Below are 19390 nucleotides of genomic sequence, written 5' to 3'. Positions count from 1 at the left end.
CGCGTTGAGAGGGCCGTTCTGTGGAGAATGAAGAGAAACTTCGTCATTACCTCAAAGAGGTCACGAAGGATCTGCGGCAGACCCGCCAGCGCCTGCAGGACATCGAGGCGAAGCGCCACGAGCCCATTGCGATCATCGGCATGAGCTGCCGTTTCCCCGGTGGCATCGCAACGCCGGAGGCGTTGTGGGACCTGGTGCGTGACGGTGGCGACGCGGTGTCGGAATTTCCGGTCGACCGTGGCTGGGACACAGCGGGTCTCTACGACCCCGAGGGCGGTGCCGGGAAGTCGGTGACCCGCTTCGGTGGATTCCTCCACGGCATCGCCGATTTCGACGCGGGGCTTTTCGGGATATCCCCCCGAGAGGCCATCGCGATGGACCCGCAGCAGCGGCTGATGCTGGAGACTTCCTGGGAGGCGTTCGAGCGGGCCGGTGTCAACCGTGACGCCGTGCGGGGCAGCCTGACCGGGGTGTTCATCGGCACCAACGGCCAGGACTACGCGACGCTGCTCAGCGCGGCGCGGGACGATGTGCAAGGCCACCTCGGCACGGGCAGCGCGGCGAGCGTCCTCTCGGGACGGGTGGCCTATGCCTTCGGCCTCGAAGGGCCCACGGTCACCGTGGACACCGCGTGCTCCTCCTCGCTGATCGCCCTGCATCTGGCCGTCCGGGCGCTGCGCAACGGGGAGTGCGAACTGGCGCTGGCGGGCGGCGTCACGGTGATGACGACGACGAACACGTTCGTCGAGCTGTCCAAACAGGGCGGGCTGGCGCCGGACGGCCGGTCCAAGGCGTTCGCGGCGGGCGCGGACGGCACCGGCTGGGGCGAGGGCGCCGGGATGCTGCTGGTGGAGCGGCTGTCCGACGCCGAACGGCACGGCCACCCGGTGCTGGCGGTGGTGCGTGGCACCGCCGCCAACCAGGACGGCGCGTCGAACGGGCTGACCGCGCCCAACGGGCCCTCCCAGCGCCGGGTCATCCGCGCGGCACTGTCCGACGCCCAGTTGTCCACGGGCGATGTCGACGTGGTGGAGGCGCACGGCACCGGCACCCGGCTCGGGGACCCGATCGAGGCGCAGGCCCTGCTGGACACCTACGGTCAGGATCGGGACCAGCCGTTGTGGCTCGGATCGGTCAAGTCGAACCTGGGCCACACCCAGGCCGCCGCGGGTGTCGCCGGGGTCATCAAGATGGTGCTCGCCATGCGGCATGGTGTGCTGCCGCGCACCCTGCACGTGGACGAGCCGACCCCGCATGTGGACTGGTCCGCAGGAGCGGTGCGAGTGCTCACGGAGCGGACTGCATGGCCGGAGAACGACCGGCCGCGCAGGGCGGGAGTCTCCGCCTTCGGCGTGAGCGGCACCAACGCCCACGCGATCCTGGAGCAGGCACCAGAGGCCGAGCGCACCGATTCGCCGCGGACCGAACCGGTGGCGGTGCCCTGGGTGCTCTCGGGCCAGGGCGAGGCCGGTCTGCGCGCGTTCGCGGCCCGGCTCGCCACCGTGGCCACCGAAGCGGACCCCAGCGACATCGGATGGACCCTTGCCACCACCCGCTCGGCGCTGTCACACCGCGCGGTGGTGATCGGATCCACCCCGCAGGAACTGCTGAACGGCCTTGCCGCGGTGGCCGCCGGCGAGCCGGCCCCGAACGTGGTGGAGGGAGTGGCCGGTCCCGACACCGGCGTGGTGTTCGTCTTTCCGGGACAGGGCTCGCAGTGGGCCGGTATGGCCGTCGAACTGCTCGACTCCTCCCCGGCCTTCGCCCGCCGGTTCGCCCAGTGCGCCCGTGCCCTGGAGACGCATCTCGACTGGTCCATCGAGGACGTGGTGCGATCCGCGCCCGGTGCGCCCTCCCTCGACCTCATCGAGGTCGTCCAGCCGGTTCTGTTCACCGTGATGGTGTCCCTCGCCGAGCTGTGGGCTTCCTACGGGATCACTCCCTCCGCCGTGGTCGGCCACTCCCAGGGCGAGATCGCGGCCGCCTGTGTGGCCGGGGCGCTGTCGCTGGAGGACGCGGCCAAGGTCGTGGTGTTGCGCAGCCGCCTGTTCGCCGAAACGCTGGTGGGCAACGGCGCGATCGCCTCGGTCGCCCTGCCGGCGGAACAACTGGCCACCCTGATCGAGCCGTGGGGCGAACGCCTCGCGGTGGCCGGGGTGAACGGGCCCGCGGCGGCCACGGTGGCCGGCGACCCGCACAGTCTCCAGGAGTTCGTGGCTGCATGTGAGGCGGACGGCGTACGTGCCCGCGTCGTGCCCGCCACCGTGGCGTCCCACGGCCCTCAGGTGGAACCGCTGCGCGAACGGCTGCTCGCCCTGCTGGCCGACGTGGCGCCCCGCCGGTCCACCGTTCCGTTCTACTCCACGGTCACCGGCGGACTCCTGGACACCACGGAACTCGACGCGGACTACTGGTTCTGGAACGCCCGCAAGCCCATCGACTTCCTGGGCGCGCTCCAGGCACTGTTCTCCGACGGCCACCGCGTCTTCGTGGAATCGAGCACCCACCCCGCCCTGACCATGGGCATCCAGGACACGGCGGATGCCTCCGGTGAGCCCGTTGTGGTCACCGGCTCGCTGCGCCGTGGCCAGGGCGGTCTCGCCCAATTCTTCTCGGCCATGGCGCGGCTGCATGTGCACGGCGTACGGGTGGACTGGCCCGCGGCCTTCGGTGAGGCGCGACGGGTGGAACTGCCGACCTACCCGTTCCAGCGGGAGCGTTACTGGCTGACGCCCCGGCCCGGCCACGGTGACGCCTCCGCGCTGGGACTGGGCGCGCTCGACCACCCCCTCCTCGGGGCCACGGTCGCGCTGCCCGAGTCCGGCGGCTGCCTGCTCACCGGTCGACTGTCCCTGGCCACCCACTCCTGGCTGGCTGATCACGCCCTCTCCGGTGTGGTGTTGCTGCCGGGGACGGGGTTTGTGGAGTTGGTGTTGCAGGCGGGGTTGCGGTTGGGGTGTGGGGTGGTTGAGGAGTTGACGTTGGAGGGGCCGTTGGTGCTTCCGGAGCGGGGTGAGGTGGAGGTTCAGGTTTCGGTGGGTGGTTCTGGTGAGGGGGGTCGCCGTTCGGTGTCGGTGTTTTCGTGTCGGGAGGGTGAGTGGGTTCGGCATGCGGTGGGTGTGGTGGGGGTGGCCGATGCTGAGGTGTCGGCTGTGGAGGTGTGGCCGCCGGTGGGTGCGGAGCGGGTTGGGGTCGAGGGGGTTTATGGGGCGTTGGCGGAGCGGGGGTATGCGTATGGCCCGGTATTCCAGGGGCTGCGGGAGGTCTGGCGGCGGGGAGACGAGGTCTTCGTCGAGGTGGCCGTCCCTCAGGAGACTAGGGGGGACGCGGCCCGGTGCGCGGTCCATCCCGCGCTGCTCGATGCCGCGCTCCATGGGGTGCGATTCGGCGACTTCGTCACCGACGACGGCCAGGCCTATGTGCCGTTCTCCTGGAGTGGTGTCACGTTGCACGCGGTCGGTGCGACGGTCCTGCGCGTCACCCTGACCCCGGCCGGCCGCGACGCGATCGCCCTCCGGGCCACGGACGTCACCGGTGCGCCGGTCCTGTCAGCACGCTCCCTGGCTCTGCGACCGGTCTCCGCTCAGCAGCTGCACGACGGGCGTGGGAACGGGACCGATGCGTTGTATCGGGTGGAGTGGGTGGATGTGGGTGTGTGTGGGGTGGGGTCGTTTGTGGAGTGGGGTGAGGTTGCTTCGGGTGGGGTGGTGCCGGGGTGTGTGGTGTTGTCGGGGGTTGATGTGGTGGGTGTGTCGGAGGTTTTGCGGTTGTGGGTGGGGGATGAGCGGTTTGGGGGTTCGCGGTTGGTGGTGGTGACGCGGGGTGCGGTGTCGGTGGGTGGTGAGGGTGTGGAGGATGTGGGTGGTGGTGCGGTGTGGGGGTTGGTGCGGTCGGCGCAGTCGGAGCATCCGGGGCGGTTTGTGCTGGTGGATGTGGGTGTTGATGAGGGTGTGGTTGTTGGTGGTGTTGGGGGTGTGGTTCCGGATGTGGTGGGGTTGGGGGAGTCGGAGGTTGCGGTGCGTGGGGGGCGGGTGTGGGTGCCGCGGTTGGTGGGTGTGAGTGGTGGTGGTGTGGGTGGTGGTGGTGTGGTGGCGGGTGTGGGTGGTGGTGTGGCGTTGGTGACGGGTGGGACGGGGTTGTTGGGTGGTTTGGTGGCGCGTCATTTGGTGTCGGTGTATGGGGTGGGTGAGGTGGTGTTGGTGAGTCGTCGGGGTTGGGGTGCTCCGGGTGTTGGGGGTTTGGTTGGGGAGTTGGAGGGGTTGGGTGCGCGGGTGCGGGTGGTGGCGTGTGATGTGGGGGATCGGGGTGCGGTGGCGGAGTTGGTGGGGTCGATTGAGGGTTTGGGGGTGGTGGTGCATGCGGCGGGTGTGGTGGATGACGGGGTGGTTGGTTCTTTGGATGGGGGGCGGTTGGTTGGGGTGTTGGGGCCGAAGGCGTTGGGGGCTTGGTATTTGCATGAGGTGACGTGTGGGTTGGATCTGTCGGCGTTTGTGTTGTTTTCGTCGGCGGCGGGTGTGTTGGGGAATGCGGGTCAGGGGAGTTATGCGGCGGCGAATGGGTTTTTGGATGCGTTGGCTGCGCATCGGCGGGCGCGGGGGCTGCCGGGGGTGTCCATCGCGTGGGGGTTCTGGGAAGAACGCAGCCAGCAGACCGAGCACCTGTCGGTCGACGATCTGGCCCGTTCCCACGCGGTCCCGATGCCCACCTCTCAGGCACTGGAACTGTTTGACGCGGCGCTCGCCGCCGATGAGGCGATGGTGCTGGCCGCACCGCTGGACCCGCAGGCATGGGCAGGTGTCGACAACCTGCCCGCCGTCCTGCGCGACCTGGTCCGCCCGCGGATCCGGCGCGCTGCCCAGGCGGTCGACGCCCCTGACTCGGCCTCCGCGCTCGGACACCGGCTGGCCGCCGTGGACCGCGCCGAGTGGGATCAGGCCGTACTCGACCTCGTGCGCAATCACATCGCGGCGGTGCTGCGCCACGCGTCCACGGAATCGGTCGACACCGCGCGGACCTTCCAGGAGATCGGCTTCGACTCGCTGACCGCGGTGGAACTGCGCAACCGGATCAGCGCAGCCACCGGCGTACGGCTGCCCGCCACCGCCGTGTTCGACTATCCGACACCGCGCGCGCTCGCCGAGCACCTACTGGCCGAAGTCCTCGGCACGGACAGCGGCGCCGTCGCCACACCGGCCGGGGGCGCCCTCGTCGCCGATGATCCGATCGTGATCGTCGGAATGAGCTGCCGCTACCCCGGCGGGATCACCTCACCGGAAGCGCTGTGGGACCTGGTGCGCTCGGGCGGCGACGCGATATCGGTCCTGCCGACCGACCGCGGCTGGGACCTGGACGGGCTCTACGATCCGGACCCGGATCGCCCCGGTACGTCGTATGCCCGCAGCGGTGGATTCGTCTACGACGCGGCCGAGTTCGACGCCGTGTTCTTCGGTATCTCGCCGCGCGAGGCCGCGGCCATGGACCCACAGCAGCGGCTGCTCCTGGAGACATCATGGGAGGTGTTCGAGCGCGCGGGTATCCCCGCCACCTCTGTCCAGGGCGAGCGCATCGGTGTGTTCACCGGCGTGATGCACCACGACTACCTCACCCGCCTGTCGACCACGCCGGACGGCGTCGAGGGATATCTGGGCACGGGCGCGGCGGCCGGCGTCGCCTCGGGCCGCGTGGCCTACACCTTCGGACTCGAAGGCCCGGCGGTCACCGTGGACACGGCCTGCTCGTCGTCGCTGGTGGCACTGCACCTCGCCATACAGGCGCTGCGCCTCGGTGAGTGCTCGCTCGCGCTGGCCGGTGGCGTGACCGTGATGTCCACCCCCACCGTCTTCGTCGAATTCTCCCGTCAGCGTGGACTCGCTCCGGACGGCACCTGCAAGGCGTTCGCGGGAGCGGCGGACGGCACCGGCTTCGCAGAAGGCATCGGCATGCTCCTGGTGGAGCGGCTGTCGGACGCGCGGCGCAATGGGCACCCCATCCTTGCGGTGGTGCGGGGTTCGGCGGTGAATCAGGATGGTGCGTCGAATGGGTTGGCGGCGCCGAATGGTCCGTCGCAGCAGCGGGTGATCCGGCAGGCGCTGGCGAATGCCCGTTTGTCGACGGCGGATGTGGATGCGGTGGAGGCGCACGGTACGGGGACGACGCTGGGTGATCCGATCGAGGCGCAGGCCCTGTTGGCCACCTACGGTCAGGACCGGGACCCGGAGCGGCCGCTGCTGCTGGGTTCGGTGAAGTCGAATATCGGTCATACGCAGGCGGCGGCGGGTGTGGCCGGTGTGATCAAGATGGTGATGGCGATGCGCCACGGTGTGCTGCCGCAGAGCCTCCACATCGATGAGCCCACTCCCCATGTGGACTGGTCCACCGGCGCGGTGCGGCTCCTGGGCGAGCAGACGGCGTGGCCGGAGGCCGGGCGGCCCCGCCGCGCCGGAGTCTCATCGTTCGGCATCAGCGGAACGAACGCACACCTGATCATCGAGCAGGCGCCGATGCCGACGGACGCGGAGGCGCCCGACGACGCCGGACCAGGCGCGGCGGTCCCGTGGATCATCTCGGGCCGGGACCGGCGTGCCATTCGCGCACAGGCGGAACGACTGCGCACCCACCTGATGAGCCACCCTGACGGGAGCGTGGCGGACATCGGTTTCTCGCTGTTCACCAGCCGCGCGGTGCTGGAACATCGAGCGGTGGTGCTCGGCGGCGATCACACCGCACTGCTGGCCGGGCTGACGGCCCTGGCACACGACGAACCGGCACCGGGTGTGGTGGAGGCAGCGGACGCGGCCGAGCCGGGACGCTCGGTGGTGTTCGTCTTCCCGGGTCAGGGGTCGCAGTGGGCCGGGATGGCGCTGGAGTTGATGGAGTCCTCGCCGGTGTTCGCGGGGCGGATGGGCGAGTGCGCCGATGCGTTGGCTCCGTTGGTGGAGTGGTCGCTGTCGGATGTGCTGGCGGATGAGCGGGCGCTGGCTCGCGTCGATGTGGTGCAGCCGGTGCTGTGGGCGGTGATGGTGTCCCTGGCGGAGCTGTGGCGTTCGTACGGTGTGGTGCCGTCGGCGGTGGTGGGCCATTCGCAGGGCGAGATCGCGGCGGCGTGTGTGGCGGGTGGTCTGACCTTGGCCGATGGGGCGCGGGTGGTGGTGCTGCGGAGCAAGGCGCTGCTCGCCTTGTCGGGCCGGGGCGGAATGGTGTCCGTCCCGGTGCGTGCCGACCGGCTGCGGGACCGCCCCGGGCTGTCGGTGGCGGCGGTGAACGGCCCCGCGACGACGGTGGTGTCCGGTGCGGTCGACGTGCTGGACGCGGTGCTGGCGGAATTCCCGGAGGCCAAGCGGATTCCGGTGGACTACGCCTCCCACTCGCCCCAGATCGACGGGATCCGTGATGAACTGCTGAAGGTCCTGGCGTCCATCGAGCCGCGCACCGGAACGACCTCCTTCCACTCCACGGTGACCGGACGGCCCATCGACACCGCGCAACTGGACGCGGACTACTGGTATCGCAATCTGCGCGAGACCGTGGAGCTCGAGCAGGTCACCCGTTCGGCGCTGGAGGGCGGCCACCACACGTTCATCGAAATCAGCCCCCACCCGGTCCTGACCACGGGCCTGCGCGAAACGCTCGACGACGCGGGCGCGTACGGCGGACTCGTCCTGGCCTCACTGCGCCGGGACGACGGTGGCCTCGTCCGCTTCCTCGGCGCGTTGGCCGAGGCGTACGCACATGGCGTCGAGGTCGACTGGCTGCCGCTGTTCTCCGGCGCTCGCCGGGTGGACCTGCCGACATACGCCTTCCAGCGGGAGCGCTACTGGCTCGACGCCACCCCGCCCGAGACCTCCGCCGGCACGGTCGACACGGACTTCTGGGACACCGTCGAGCGTGAGGACCTCGAGTCGCTCGCCGGGGCGCTGCGCGTCGACGGGCAGTCGCTGCGCGAAGTGGTGCCTGCCCTGTCCCAGTGGCGGCGCGAACGCCGTGATGTCTCCACCATCGACTCATGGCGGTACAAGGTCCGCTGGAAGCCGCTCACCGCACCTGCCACGTCGCCTGCCGGCACCTGGCTGGTCGTGGTCTCCCATGCGAAGGCCGAGCACGAGTGGGTCGCGGGGGTGACCGGTGCGCTGATCCGGCACGGTGCCGAGCCCCTCATGGTGGTTCTCGGCGAGCCCGAACTGGACCGTGCCACGCTGGCCGACCGGCTGGGCACCGTCCTGGCCGACACCCCTCGGATCAGCGGTGTGGTGTCGCTGACCGCGCTGGACGAAAGCGCGCACCCCGCGTATCCCTCGGTCCCCCAGGGGTACGCGATGACGCTGTTGCTATCGCAGGCGCTCGGAGACGCCGGTCTGGAAGCGCCGATGTGGTGCCTCACCCAGCGTGGCGTCTCGCTCGGCTACGGCTACGGCGTCGATGGCGGTGCCCAAAGTGATGCCCATAGCGGTGCCCAAAGCAATGCCAAAACCGGTGGCGAAGGCGCCCTGGCCGTCCGCCGAAAGCAGGCCCTGGCTTGGGGCCTCGGCAAGGTGATCGCCCTGGAACAGCCGCTGCGCTGGGGCGGTTTGATCGATCTGCCGGAGGGCGTGGACCCGCGCACCCAGGACTACTTGGCCGGTGTGCTGGCCGGCACTTCGGGCGAGGATCAGGTGGCGATCCGCCCGAGTGGGCTCTTCGGCCGGAGGCTGGCGCATGCGCCGGCCCGCGAGCGCGGCGGGGCCTGGCAACCTCGCGGCACCGTACTGGTCACCGGCGGCACCGGAGCGTTGGGCGGCCATGTTGCCCGGTGGCTGGCCGGCCGGGGCGCCGAACATGTGGTGCTGACCAGCCGTCGGGGCATGGCCGCGCCGGGCGCCGAGCGGCTGGCCGGAGAACTGGAGGCGCTCGGCGCCCGGGTGACGGTGGCGGCGTGTGACGTCGGGGACCGGGACGCCCTGGCCGAGCTGCTGGCCGAGGTCGGACCGCTGACCGCGGTGGTGCACACCGCGGCGGTGCTCGATGACGGCACCCTGAACTCGCTCACCACCGAGCAACTCCAGCGAGTGCTGCACGTGAAGACCGACGGCGCGGTGCATCTGCACGAACTGACCCGGGACATGGACCTGTCCGCCTTCGTCCTCTTCTCCTCGCTGTCGGGCACACTGGGCGCACCCGGACAGGGCAACTACGCGCCCGGCCACGTCTTCGTGGACACGCTGGCCGAGCAGCGCCGGGCCGAGGGCCTGGTCGCCACCTCCATCGCCTGGGGTCTGTGGGCCGGCGACGGCATGGGCGAGGGCGGGGTGGGCGAAGTGGCCCGCCGCCACGGCGTACCGGAGATGGTGCCGGAGATGGCGGTCGCGGCCATGGCCCGCGCCGTCGAGCAGGACGACACCGTCGTCACGGTGGCCGAGATCGACTGGGACCGGCACTATGTCGCCTTCACCGCGACGCGCCCCAGTCCGCTGCTGTCCGAACTCCCCGAGGTGCGTGCGCTGATCGACGCCGGAGTCGGTCAGGAGAGCACCGATCCCGGCCACGAGCGCTCGGAATTCGCGGAGCGGATCGCCGGGATGGCCGATGCCGACCGGGATCGTGCGGTGCTGGACTTGGTCCGGCGCCATGTCGCGGTCGTACTCGGGCACACCGGCCCGGACGCGATCGACCCCGGCCGGGCCTTCCAGGAGAGCGGCTTCGACTCGGTCACCGCGGTCGAACTGCGCAACCGGCTCAACCGGGCCACCGGCCTCCGGCTGCCGGCCACCCTGACGTACGACCAGCCCACCCCGCTGGCGATGGCGGAGTACCTCCGCGGCGAACTGCTGCACGGTGGCCAGGACCGCTCGGCCCCAGCCCTCCCGGTCCAGGCGATCGGCGCGGTGGACGACGAGCCCATCGCGATCGTGGGGATGAGCTGCCGATTCCCGGGGGATGTGATGTCTCCCGAGGATTTGTGGCGGCTGCTCGCCGACGGCTGCGACGCCATCGGCCCGTTCCCCGAGAACCGGGGCTGGGACACCGCGAACCTGTTCCACCCGGACCCCGACCACCGGGGCACCTCCTCCACCCGAGCGGCCGCGTTCGTCGCCGGAGCCGGTGCGTTCGACGCCGAATTCTTCGGGATCTCCCCGCGTGAAGCGGTGGCGATGGACCCGCAACAGCGGCTGCTGCTCGAGGTGTCGTGGGAAGCGCTGGAGCGGGCCGGCATCGATCCCACGACGCTGAGGGGCAGCGAGACCGGCGTGTTCACAGGGACGAACGGCCAGGACTACGCGGCCCTGCTGAAGGCGGACGAGACGGGCGACTTCGAGGGCCGGGTGGGCACGGGCAACTCGGCATCGGTCATGTCCGGCCGGGTCTCCTACGTCCTCGGTCTCGAAGGTCCCGCGCTGACCGTGGACACGGCGTGTTCGTCGTCGCTGGTGGCCCTGCACCTGGCGGTACGGGCCCTGCGGTCCGGCGAGTGCTCGCTGGCCCTGGCGGGTGGCGCGAGCGTCATGACGACCGCCGGCATCTTCGTGGAATTCTCCCGCCAGCGCGCACTGGCGGCCGATGGACGCTGCAAGGCGTTCGCGGCGGCGGCGGACGGCACCGGCTGGGGTGAGGGTGCCGGAATGCTGGTGGTGGAGCGGCTGTCCGATGCCGAGCGCCATGGGCATCCGATCCTCGCGGTGGTGCGGGGTTCGGCGGTGAACCAGGACGGTGCGTCAAATGGGCTGACGGCGCCCAACGGTCCCTCGCAGCAGCGAGTGATCCGCCAAGCGCTGGCGAACGCCCGTTTGTCCACGCTGGATGTGGATGCGGTGGAGGCGCACGGTACGGGGACGACGCTGGGTGATCCGATCGAGGCGCAGGCCCTGTTGGCCACCTACGGTCAGGATCGGGATCCGGAGCGGCCGGTGCTGCTGGGCTCGATCAAGTCGAATATTGGTCATACGCAGGCGGCGGCGGGTGTGGCCGGTGTGATCAAGATGGTGATGGCGATGCGCCACGGTGTGCTGCCACAGAGCCTCCACATCGATGAGCCGACACCCCATGTGGACTGGTCCACCGGCGCGGTGAAACTCCTGAGCGCGCGGACTGCGTGGCCGGAGACCGCACGGCCCCGCCGTGCCGGAGTGTCGGCCTTCGGAGTGAGTGGCACGAACGCGCATGTGATTTTGGAGCAGGCTCCCGAACCGGTCGCCGAGCCCGAGCTCTCGTCGGAACGCGACGGATCGGCGGTCGTGCCGTGGGTGGTGTCGGGTGCGAGCGAGTCCGGTGTCCGCGCACAAGCCGAGCGCCTCATGGCCTTTGTCGGCGACCGGCCGGACCTGAGTCCGGTGGATGTCGGCTGGTCGCTGGCGTCGACCCGCGCCGCCCTGCCACACCGTGCCGTAGCCGTCGGCGCCGACCGCGATGACCTCCTCCGTGAGCTTGCGGCCGTGGCCAGTGGCAGCGCCGCGATCGGCGAGGCCGGATCGCCCACCGGAGTGGTGTTCGTCTTCCCGGGTCAGGGGTCGCAGTGGGTGGGGATGGCGTTGGAGTTGATGGAGTCCTCGCCGGTGTTCGCGGGGCGGATGCGTGAATGTGCGGATGCGCTGGCTCCGTTCGTTGAGTGGTCGTTGTGGGATGTGTTGGGTGATGAGGTGGCGTTGGGTCGGGTGGATGTGGTGCAGCCGGTGTTGTGGGCGGTGATGGTGTCGTTGGCGGAGTTGTGGCGTTCGTTTGGTGTGGTGCCGTCGGCGGTGGTGGGGCATTCGCAGGGTGAGATCGCGGCGGCGTGTGTGGCGGGTGGTCTGTCGCTGGAGGATGGTGCGCGGGTGGTGGTGTTGCGGAGTAAGGCGTTGCTGGCCTTGTCGGGTCGGGGTGGGATGGTGTCTGTCCCGGTGTCTGCGGACCGGCTTCGTGACCGTCCCGGGTTGTCGGTGGCGGCGGTGAATGGTCCGGGCTCGACGGTGGTGTCCGGGTCGGTTGAGGTGCTGGATGCGGTGTTGGTGGAGTTCCCGGAGGCGAAGCGGATTCCGGTGGATTACGCGTCGCATTCGGTGCAGGTGGAGGAGGTCCGGGGGGAGCTGGCGGAGGCTCTGGCGGGGGTGGAGCCGTGTAGTGGGCGGGTGCCGTTTTATTCGACGGTGACCGGGCGGGTGATGGATACCGCGGAGTTGGATGCGGGGTATTGGTACCGGAATCTGCGCGAGACCGTGGAGTTCCGGTCCACGATCGAGGGGCTGCTGGAGCTCGGTCACACGGTGTTCGTGGAGGCCAGTCCGCATCCGGTGCTGACCATCGGCGTCCAGGACACCGCCGACGCCACCGACACCCCCATCATCACCACCGGATCGCTGCGCCGCGACGACGGCGGGCCCGCCCGCTTCCTCAGCACCGTCGGCCGACTGTTCACCGAGGGTGTGCGGGTGGACTGGCAGCCGCTGTTCACCGAGGCCGGGGCGCGGAGGATCGATCTCCCGACCTATGCCTTCCAGCATGAGTGGTTCTGGCTGGATCCGGTGCGCGGCGCGACCGATGTCGGGGGCGCGGGCCTTGTCGGTCTCGATCACCCCTTGGTGAGCGCGGTGGTGCCCCTGCCCGAATCCGGCGGCTGCGTGCTGACCGGCTCGCTCTCCACGGCCACTCACCCCTGGCTGCGCGATCACGCCGTGCTGGACAAGGTGTTGCTGCCGGGCACGGCATTCGTGGAACTGGCCGTACAGGCGGGGTTGCACGTGGACTGCCGGATGCTGGACGAGCTGACCCTGCAGGCACCGCTCGTGCTGCCCGAGCACGGAGACGTACGAGACGTACAGATCCAGGTGGCGGTCGGCGGACCGGACGAGAGCGGTCGCCGGTCGGTCACGGTGTACTCCAGGCCGGGCCGGGACCGGGCCTGGATACGGCACGCCACCGGCAGCGTCAGCCCCGGTGGTGATACGGCCACCGTGGACCGGACGGTGTGGCCGCCGGAGGGCGCCACACGGGTCGACCTCACCGATGTCTACGCGGAGATGAGCACCCGCGGTTACGCGTACGGACCCGTCTTCCAGGGGCTGCGCACTGCATGGCGGCGCGGCGACGAGGTGTTCGCAGAGGTGGCCTTGGACGAGACGGCCGCGAGCGACGCCAGCCGCTTCGGTGTCCATCCCGCCCTGCTGGACGCCGCCCTGCACGGCGCCGGACTGGGCGCGTTCGTGACCGAACCGGGACGACCGCACCTTCCGTTCGCCTGGACCGGTGTCACCCTGCACGCCGTCGGTGCCACCACCTTGCGGGTCGCACTGTCACCGGTCGGCCCGGACGCCATCTCGCTCCTGGTCATGGACGGCACGGGGGCACCGGTGCTGTCGGCGGACTCTCTGGTCCTGCGCCCGGTGTCCGAGGGCGGGCTGGGCGATGCCCGCGACGATGCGCTGTTCCGGGTGGACTGGACCGAACTGGCCCTGCCCGGCTCGCCCGACGGCTCGGCCGAGGAGGACTTCCCCGTCATCGAGTCCGCGGTGCAACTGGCCGAGCCGGGGACGGTCCAGTCCCAAGCAGGGGCGGTGGTGTTCAGGCATTCCGCCACTGAGGAGGGCCCGGCGGGTGTGTACGCGCTCAGCAGCCGCGTCCTCGAGGTCGCGCAGGCGTGGCTGGCGGACGACCGGTTCGCGGACGCCCGCCTTGTCGTGGTGACGCGGGGCGCGGTGGCGACCATGGCCGGTGAGAATCCGGAGAGCCTCGCCGCCGCCGCGGTCTGGGGCCTCATACGCACCGCGCAGACCGAGAACCCCGGCCGCTTCGTGCTCGTGGACACGGCGGACGAGGATCTGTCCGCAGGGCCCGCGCTTCCGGCACTGCTCACCACCGACGAACCGCAGGTGGCCATCCGGGCCGGAAAGGCCCTCGTCCCCAGGCTGGTACGGGCCACCTCGCCGGCGTTGCCGATCCCGGCGAAAACGGACACCTGGCGGCTGGAGGCCGACGGCGAGGGCACCTTGGAGCAGCTGGTCCTCGCGCCCTGCGCGGAGGTGTCCAGGCCACTGGCCGCGGGCGAGGTCCGGGTGGCCATGCACGCGGCCGGAGTCAACTTCCGTGACGTCCTCCTGGCCTTGGGGATGTACCCGGACAAGGCTGGTCTACTGGGCAGCGAAGGCGCCGGAACGGTGCTGGAGATCGGCTCCGGAGTGATCGGAATGGCACCCGGAGACCGGGTGATGGGTCTGTTCTCCGGGGCCTTCGGGCCGGTGGCGATCACCGATCACCGGCTGGTGGCCCCGGTCCCGGCCGACTGGTCCTTTCCGCGGGCCGCCGCCACCCCGATCGCCTTCCTCACCGCGATGTACGCGTTGGTCGATCTGGCCGATGTACGCGGCGGTGAGTCGGTGCTGGTGCACGCGGCGGCCGGTGGCGTCGGGATGGCGGCAGTGCAGGTGGCCCACTGGCTGGGCGCCGAAGTGTTCGCCACCGCGAGCCCGGCCAAATGGGATGCGGTGCGTGCATGCGGTGTCGCCCCGCAGCGGATCGCGTCCTCCCGCTCGACGGAGTTCGCGGAACACTTCCGCTCGGGCGCACCGGGCGGAGTGGATGTCGTACTCAACTCGCTGACCGGCGAACTCCTCGACTCCTCACTCGGACTGCTGCGCCCCGGCGGGCGGCTGATCGAGATGGGCAGGACCGATCTCCGGGACGCCGAGGAGGTGCTGGCGCGCCACGGCGTGTCGTACCGGGCCTTTGAACTGCTCGATGCCGGCCCCGACCGGATCCACCGGCTGCTCACCGAACTGCTCTCCCTGTTCCAACAGGGCGTGTTCACCCCGTTGCCACTGCGGGTCCAGGACGTACGTCAGGCGGATGATGCCTTCCGCCGTCTCTCCCAGGCGCGGCACATCGGCAAGCTGGCCCTCACCATCCCCCGACCGCTCTCCGGCGGCACCGTACTGATCACCGGCGGCACCGGGACGCTGGGCGGGCTGGTGGCTCGCCATCTGGTGCGCGAGCACGGGGTGACGGATCTGGTGCTGGCCGCCCGTCGTGGTAACACCGCTCCGAACGTGGCGGAGCTGGTCGCCGACCTGGAAGCCGCCGGGACGCGCGTGCGCGTGGCCGCATGCGATGTGTCGGACCGGGACGCCACCGCCGCATTGGTCGACTCGCTACCGAATCTGCGGGGCGTGGTGCACACGGCCGGTGTCCTCGACGATGCTGTGATCGGGTCACTCACCCCCGATCGGCTGCGGACGGTGCTGCGCCCCAAGGCGGACGCCGCGTGGCATCTGCATGAACTGACCCGGGACCGGGACCTGGCCGAGTTCGTGTTGTTCTCCTCGGCGGCCGGGGTGCTCGGCGGCCCGGGGCAGGGCAATTACGCGGCGGCCAACACCTTCCTGGACGCGCTGGCCGCACACCGCCGGGCACAGGGACTGCCCGCGACCTCGCTGGCCTGGGGCTTCTGGGAGCAGCGCAGCGGGCTGACCGAACACCTGACCACCGACCGGTTCGCCCGATCCGGCGTCCGCCCGCTGTCCACCGATGAGGGGCTGGCCCTCTTCGACGCCGCCCTGGCGACTGGCGACACCCTGCTGGTGCCGATGCGGTACGAACCGTCCTCACCGGCCACCGAGCCGGTGCCCGCCCTGCTGCGCGGCCTCGTGCGCACTCCGCTCGCCCGCGCCCTTCCGTGCCCGGGCGACGGGGTGGACAACGGTGGGTACGACGGTCTCGCGGAGCTGGCGGAGGACGAACGCCTCGACGCTCTGCTCGACCTGGTCCGCCGGCAGGCGGCGGCCGTGCTCGGCCACGGCGGCCCGGAATCGGTGACCCCGCAGCGGCCGTTCAAGGAACTCGGCTTCGACTCGCTCTCCGCCGTGGAACTGCGCAACAGGCTGCGCACGGCGACCGGACGACGGTTGCAGGCCACCTTGATCTTCGACCATCCCACTCCGGCCGCGCTCGCCCGCCATCTCGACGCCGAGCTGTTCGGCTCCACTGATGGGGTGGTGTCCGCACCGGCACCTACGGTTGCGCACCCGGCCGACGAGCCGATCGCCATCGTCGGCATGAGCTGTCGGCTCCCGGGCGGTGTGGACTCCCCGGAGTCGCTGTGGCGGCTGTTGGACAGCGGCGCGGACGCGATATCGGAGCTCCCGGCCGACCGTGGCTGGGACCTTGACGCGCTCTACGACCAGGACCGGAGTCGGCCCGGCACGACCTACGCCAGGACCGGAGGCTTCCTCGAGAACGCGGCGGACTTCGATGCGGGATTCTTCACCATCTCCCCCCGAGAGGCGCTGGCCGCCGATCCTCAGCAACGTCTATGGCTCGAGGCGTGCTGGGAAGCCTTCGAACGCGCCGGTATCGATCCCCTCACTCTGAAGGGCACTCGTACCGGGGTGTTCGCGGGGGCGGCTTCGACGACGTACGGCGCGGGCCAGGCCGCCACTCCGGACGGCTCCGAGGGATACCTGCTCACCGGGAACTCCACCTCCGTGATCTCCGGCCGCGTTGCCTACACCCTCGGCCTCGAGGGCCCCGCCGTCACCGTGGACACCGCGTGCTCCTCCTCGCTGGTCAGCGTGCACTGGGCCTGCGAGTCCCTGCGCCGTGGCGAAAGCACACTGGCGCTGGCGGGTGGCGTGGCCGTGATGACGACACCGGACCTGCTGGTCGAGTTCTCCCGCCAGCGCGGACTCGCACCGGACGGGCGGTGCAAGGCATTCGCCGCCGCCGCCGACGGCACCGGATTCGCAGAAGGAGCCGGGGTGCTCGTCCTGGAGCGGCTGTCCGATGCCGAGCGGAACGGCCACCGGGTGCTGGCGGTGGTGCGTGGTTCCGCCGTCAACCAAGACGGTGCGTCGAATGGGTTGACGGCGCCGAATGGTCCGTCGCAGCAGCGGGTGATCCGGCAGGCGCTGGCGAATGCCCGTTTGTCGGCGGCGGATGTGGATGCGGTGGAGGCGCACGGTACGGGGACGACACTGGGTGATCCGATCGAGGCGCAGGCGTTGTTGGCCACTTACGGTCAGGACCGGGACCCGGAGCGGCCGCTGCTGCTGGGCTCGGTGAAGTCCAACATCGGACACACCCAGGCGGCCGCGGGTGCCGCCGGACTCATCAAAATGGTTCTGGCCCTGCGCAACGGTGTGCTGCCACGAACCCTGCACGTCGATGAGCCCTCCCCGCACGTCGACTGGAATGCCGGAGCCATGGAACTGCTGACCGAGCAGACCATGTGGCCCGACGACCAGGACCGTCCACGCCGCGCCGGGGTGTCCGCGTTCGGAGTGAGCGGCACCAACGCCCATGTGATTCTCGAACAGGCACCGGAGCTCGACGAGAGTGGTGAGCCGGACACCGGCCGGGCGGGGCTGCCCGCGGTGCCGTGGGTGCTGTCGGGGGCTGGGGCGGCCGGGCTACGGGCGCAGGCGCAGCGGTTGGCATCCTTCGTGCGGCAAAACCCCGAGCTCGATCCCGTGGATGTGGGATGGTCCCTGGTCGCGACCCGCGCGGCCCTGTCGCATCGGGCGGTTGTCGTGGGCGCGGACCGCGCGGAGCTGCTGCGCGAGCTGGACGCCATCGAGATCGGCGGAGCTGCCCAGCCCGGTCGCGAGGTGGTGTTCGTCTTCCCGGGTCAGGGGTCGCAGTGGGCCGGGATGGCGTTGGAGTTGATGGAGTCCTCGCCGGTGTTCGCGGGGCGGATGCGTGAATGTGCGGATGCGCTGGCTCCGTTCGCTGAGTGGTCGCTGTGGGATGTGTTGGGTGATGAGGCGGCGTTGGGTCGTGTCGATGTGGTGCAGCCGGTGTTGTGGGCGGTGATGGTGTCGTTGGCGGAGTTGTGGGGTTCGTTTGGTGTGGTGCCGTCGGCGGTGGTGGGGCATTCGCAGGGTGAGATCGCGGCGGCGTGTGTGGCGGGTGGTCTGTCGCTGGAGGATGGTGCGCGGGTGGTGGCCTTGCGCAGCAAGGCGTTGCTGGCTTTGTCGGGTCGGGGTGGGATGGTGTCCGTTCCGGTGTCCGCGGACCGGCTTCGTGACCGTCCCGGGTTGTCTGTGGCGGCGGTGAATGGTCCGGGCTCGACGGTGGTGTCCGGGTCGGTTGAGGTGCTGGATGCGGTGTTGGTGGAGTTCCCGGAGGCGAAGCGGATTCCGGTGGATTACGCGTCGCATTCGGTGCAGGTGGAGGAGGTCCGGGGGGAGCTGGCGGAGGCTCTGGCGGGGGTGGAGCCGTGTAGTGGGCGGGTGCCGTTTTATTCGACGGTGACCGGGCGGCTGATGGATACCGCGGAGCTGGATGCGGGGTACTGGTACCGGAATCTGCGGGAGACCGTGGAGTTCCAGGGCACCGTTGAGACCCTCGTCCGCCAGGGTCACACGGTGTTCGTCGAGGCGAGCCCGCATCCGGTGCTGACCATCGGCGTCCAGGACACAGCCGATGCGACGGGCACCGCCATCGCGGCCACCGGTTCCCTCCGCCGTGACGAGGGAGGCGTGGATCGGTTCCTGACGTCACTGGCCGAGGTGTCCGTCCACGGCGTCGAGGTCAACTGGCAGGCCGTTTTCGCCGGCACCGGTGCTCGACACGTCGACTTGCCCACGTATGCCTTCCAGCGTGAGCGGTTCTGGCTGACGCCATCCACACGCACCGGCGACGCATCCGGATTGGGCCTGGGAGCTGTTGACCATCCGTTGCTGGGCGCGGCGGTGCCGCTTCCGGACGCGGACGGCTGTGTGCTGACCGGTGTGCTGTCGCTGGCCGGGCAGCCCTGGCTGGCCGATCACGCCGTCCTCGGCATGGTGCTTCTTCCGGGCACCGCGTTCGTGGAGCTCGCATTGCAGGCGGGGGCGCGGTTCGGCTGCGACACGCTGGAAGAGCTGACGCTGCATGAGCCGCTCGTCGTGCCCGACCAGGAGACCGTGCAGCTTCAGGTGTCGGTCGGCGGCCCGGACCACCTCGGAAACCGCCCCCTTACGGTGTTCTCCCGCCGCGAGGGCGACTGGGTACGTCACGCCGGCGGCACGCTGCGCGCGGGCGAGCATGGCGATCCGCCCGCGAACCTGTCGGTCTGGCCGCCGGCCGATGCCCAACAGGTCGACGTCACCGAGCTGTACCCGGCGATGGCCGAGCGGGGCTATCAGTACGGCCCCGCCTTCCACGGTCTGCGGGCGGCATGGATCCGTGACGGCGAGGTGTTCCTGGACGTCGCGTTGCCCGAGCAGGTGGCGGGCGACGCCGCCCGATGCGGCGTGCATCCCGCGTTGCTGGACGCGGCTCTGCAGGGCATCGGCCTGGGCGCTTTCGTGAGCGAGCCGGGTCAGGCCCACCTCCCCTTCTCCTGGAGCGGGGTGACCCTGCACGCGGTGGGTGCGACCACCGTCCGGGTGTCGATCAGTGCGGCGGGTCCGGATACGGTGGCCATCCGGATGGCGGACACCACCGGGGCTCCCGTGCTGTCCGTCGACACGCT

1 protein-coding gene (running past one end of the window) is annotated in these 19390 nt (G+C 70.5%); it reads left to right on the top strand.

Annotated features, from left to right (window positions below):
* The first annotated feature begins 20 nt into the window (after nucleotides 1–20).
* Nucleotides 21–19390 carry the 5' portion of a type I polyketide synthase gene (locus AS97_RS46850; protein WP_247204234.1) on the top strand. 1942 nt of this gene lie beyond the right edge of the window, so 19370 of the gene's 21312 nt are visible here — the first part of the coding sequence; its start codon is at nucleotides 21–23; its stop codon lies off the right edge, out of view.

This window comes from Streptomyces sp. AgN23 (genome assembly GCF_001598115.1).
GTDB classification, from domain to species: Bacteria; Actinomycetota; Actinomycetes; order Streptomycetales; family Streptomycetaceae; genus Streptomyces; species Streptomyces antimycoticus.
This window is presented reverse-complemented; position numbering and strand designations above follow the sequence as displayed.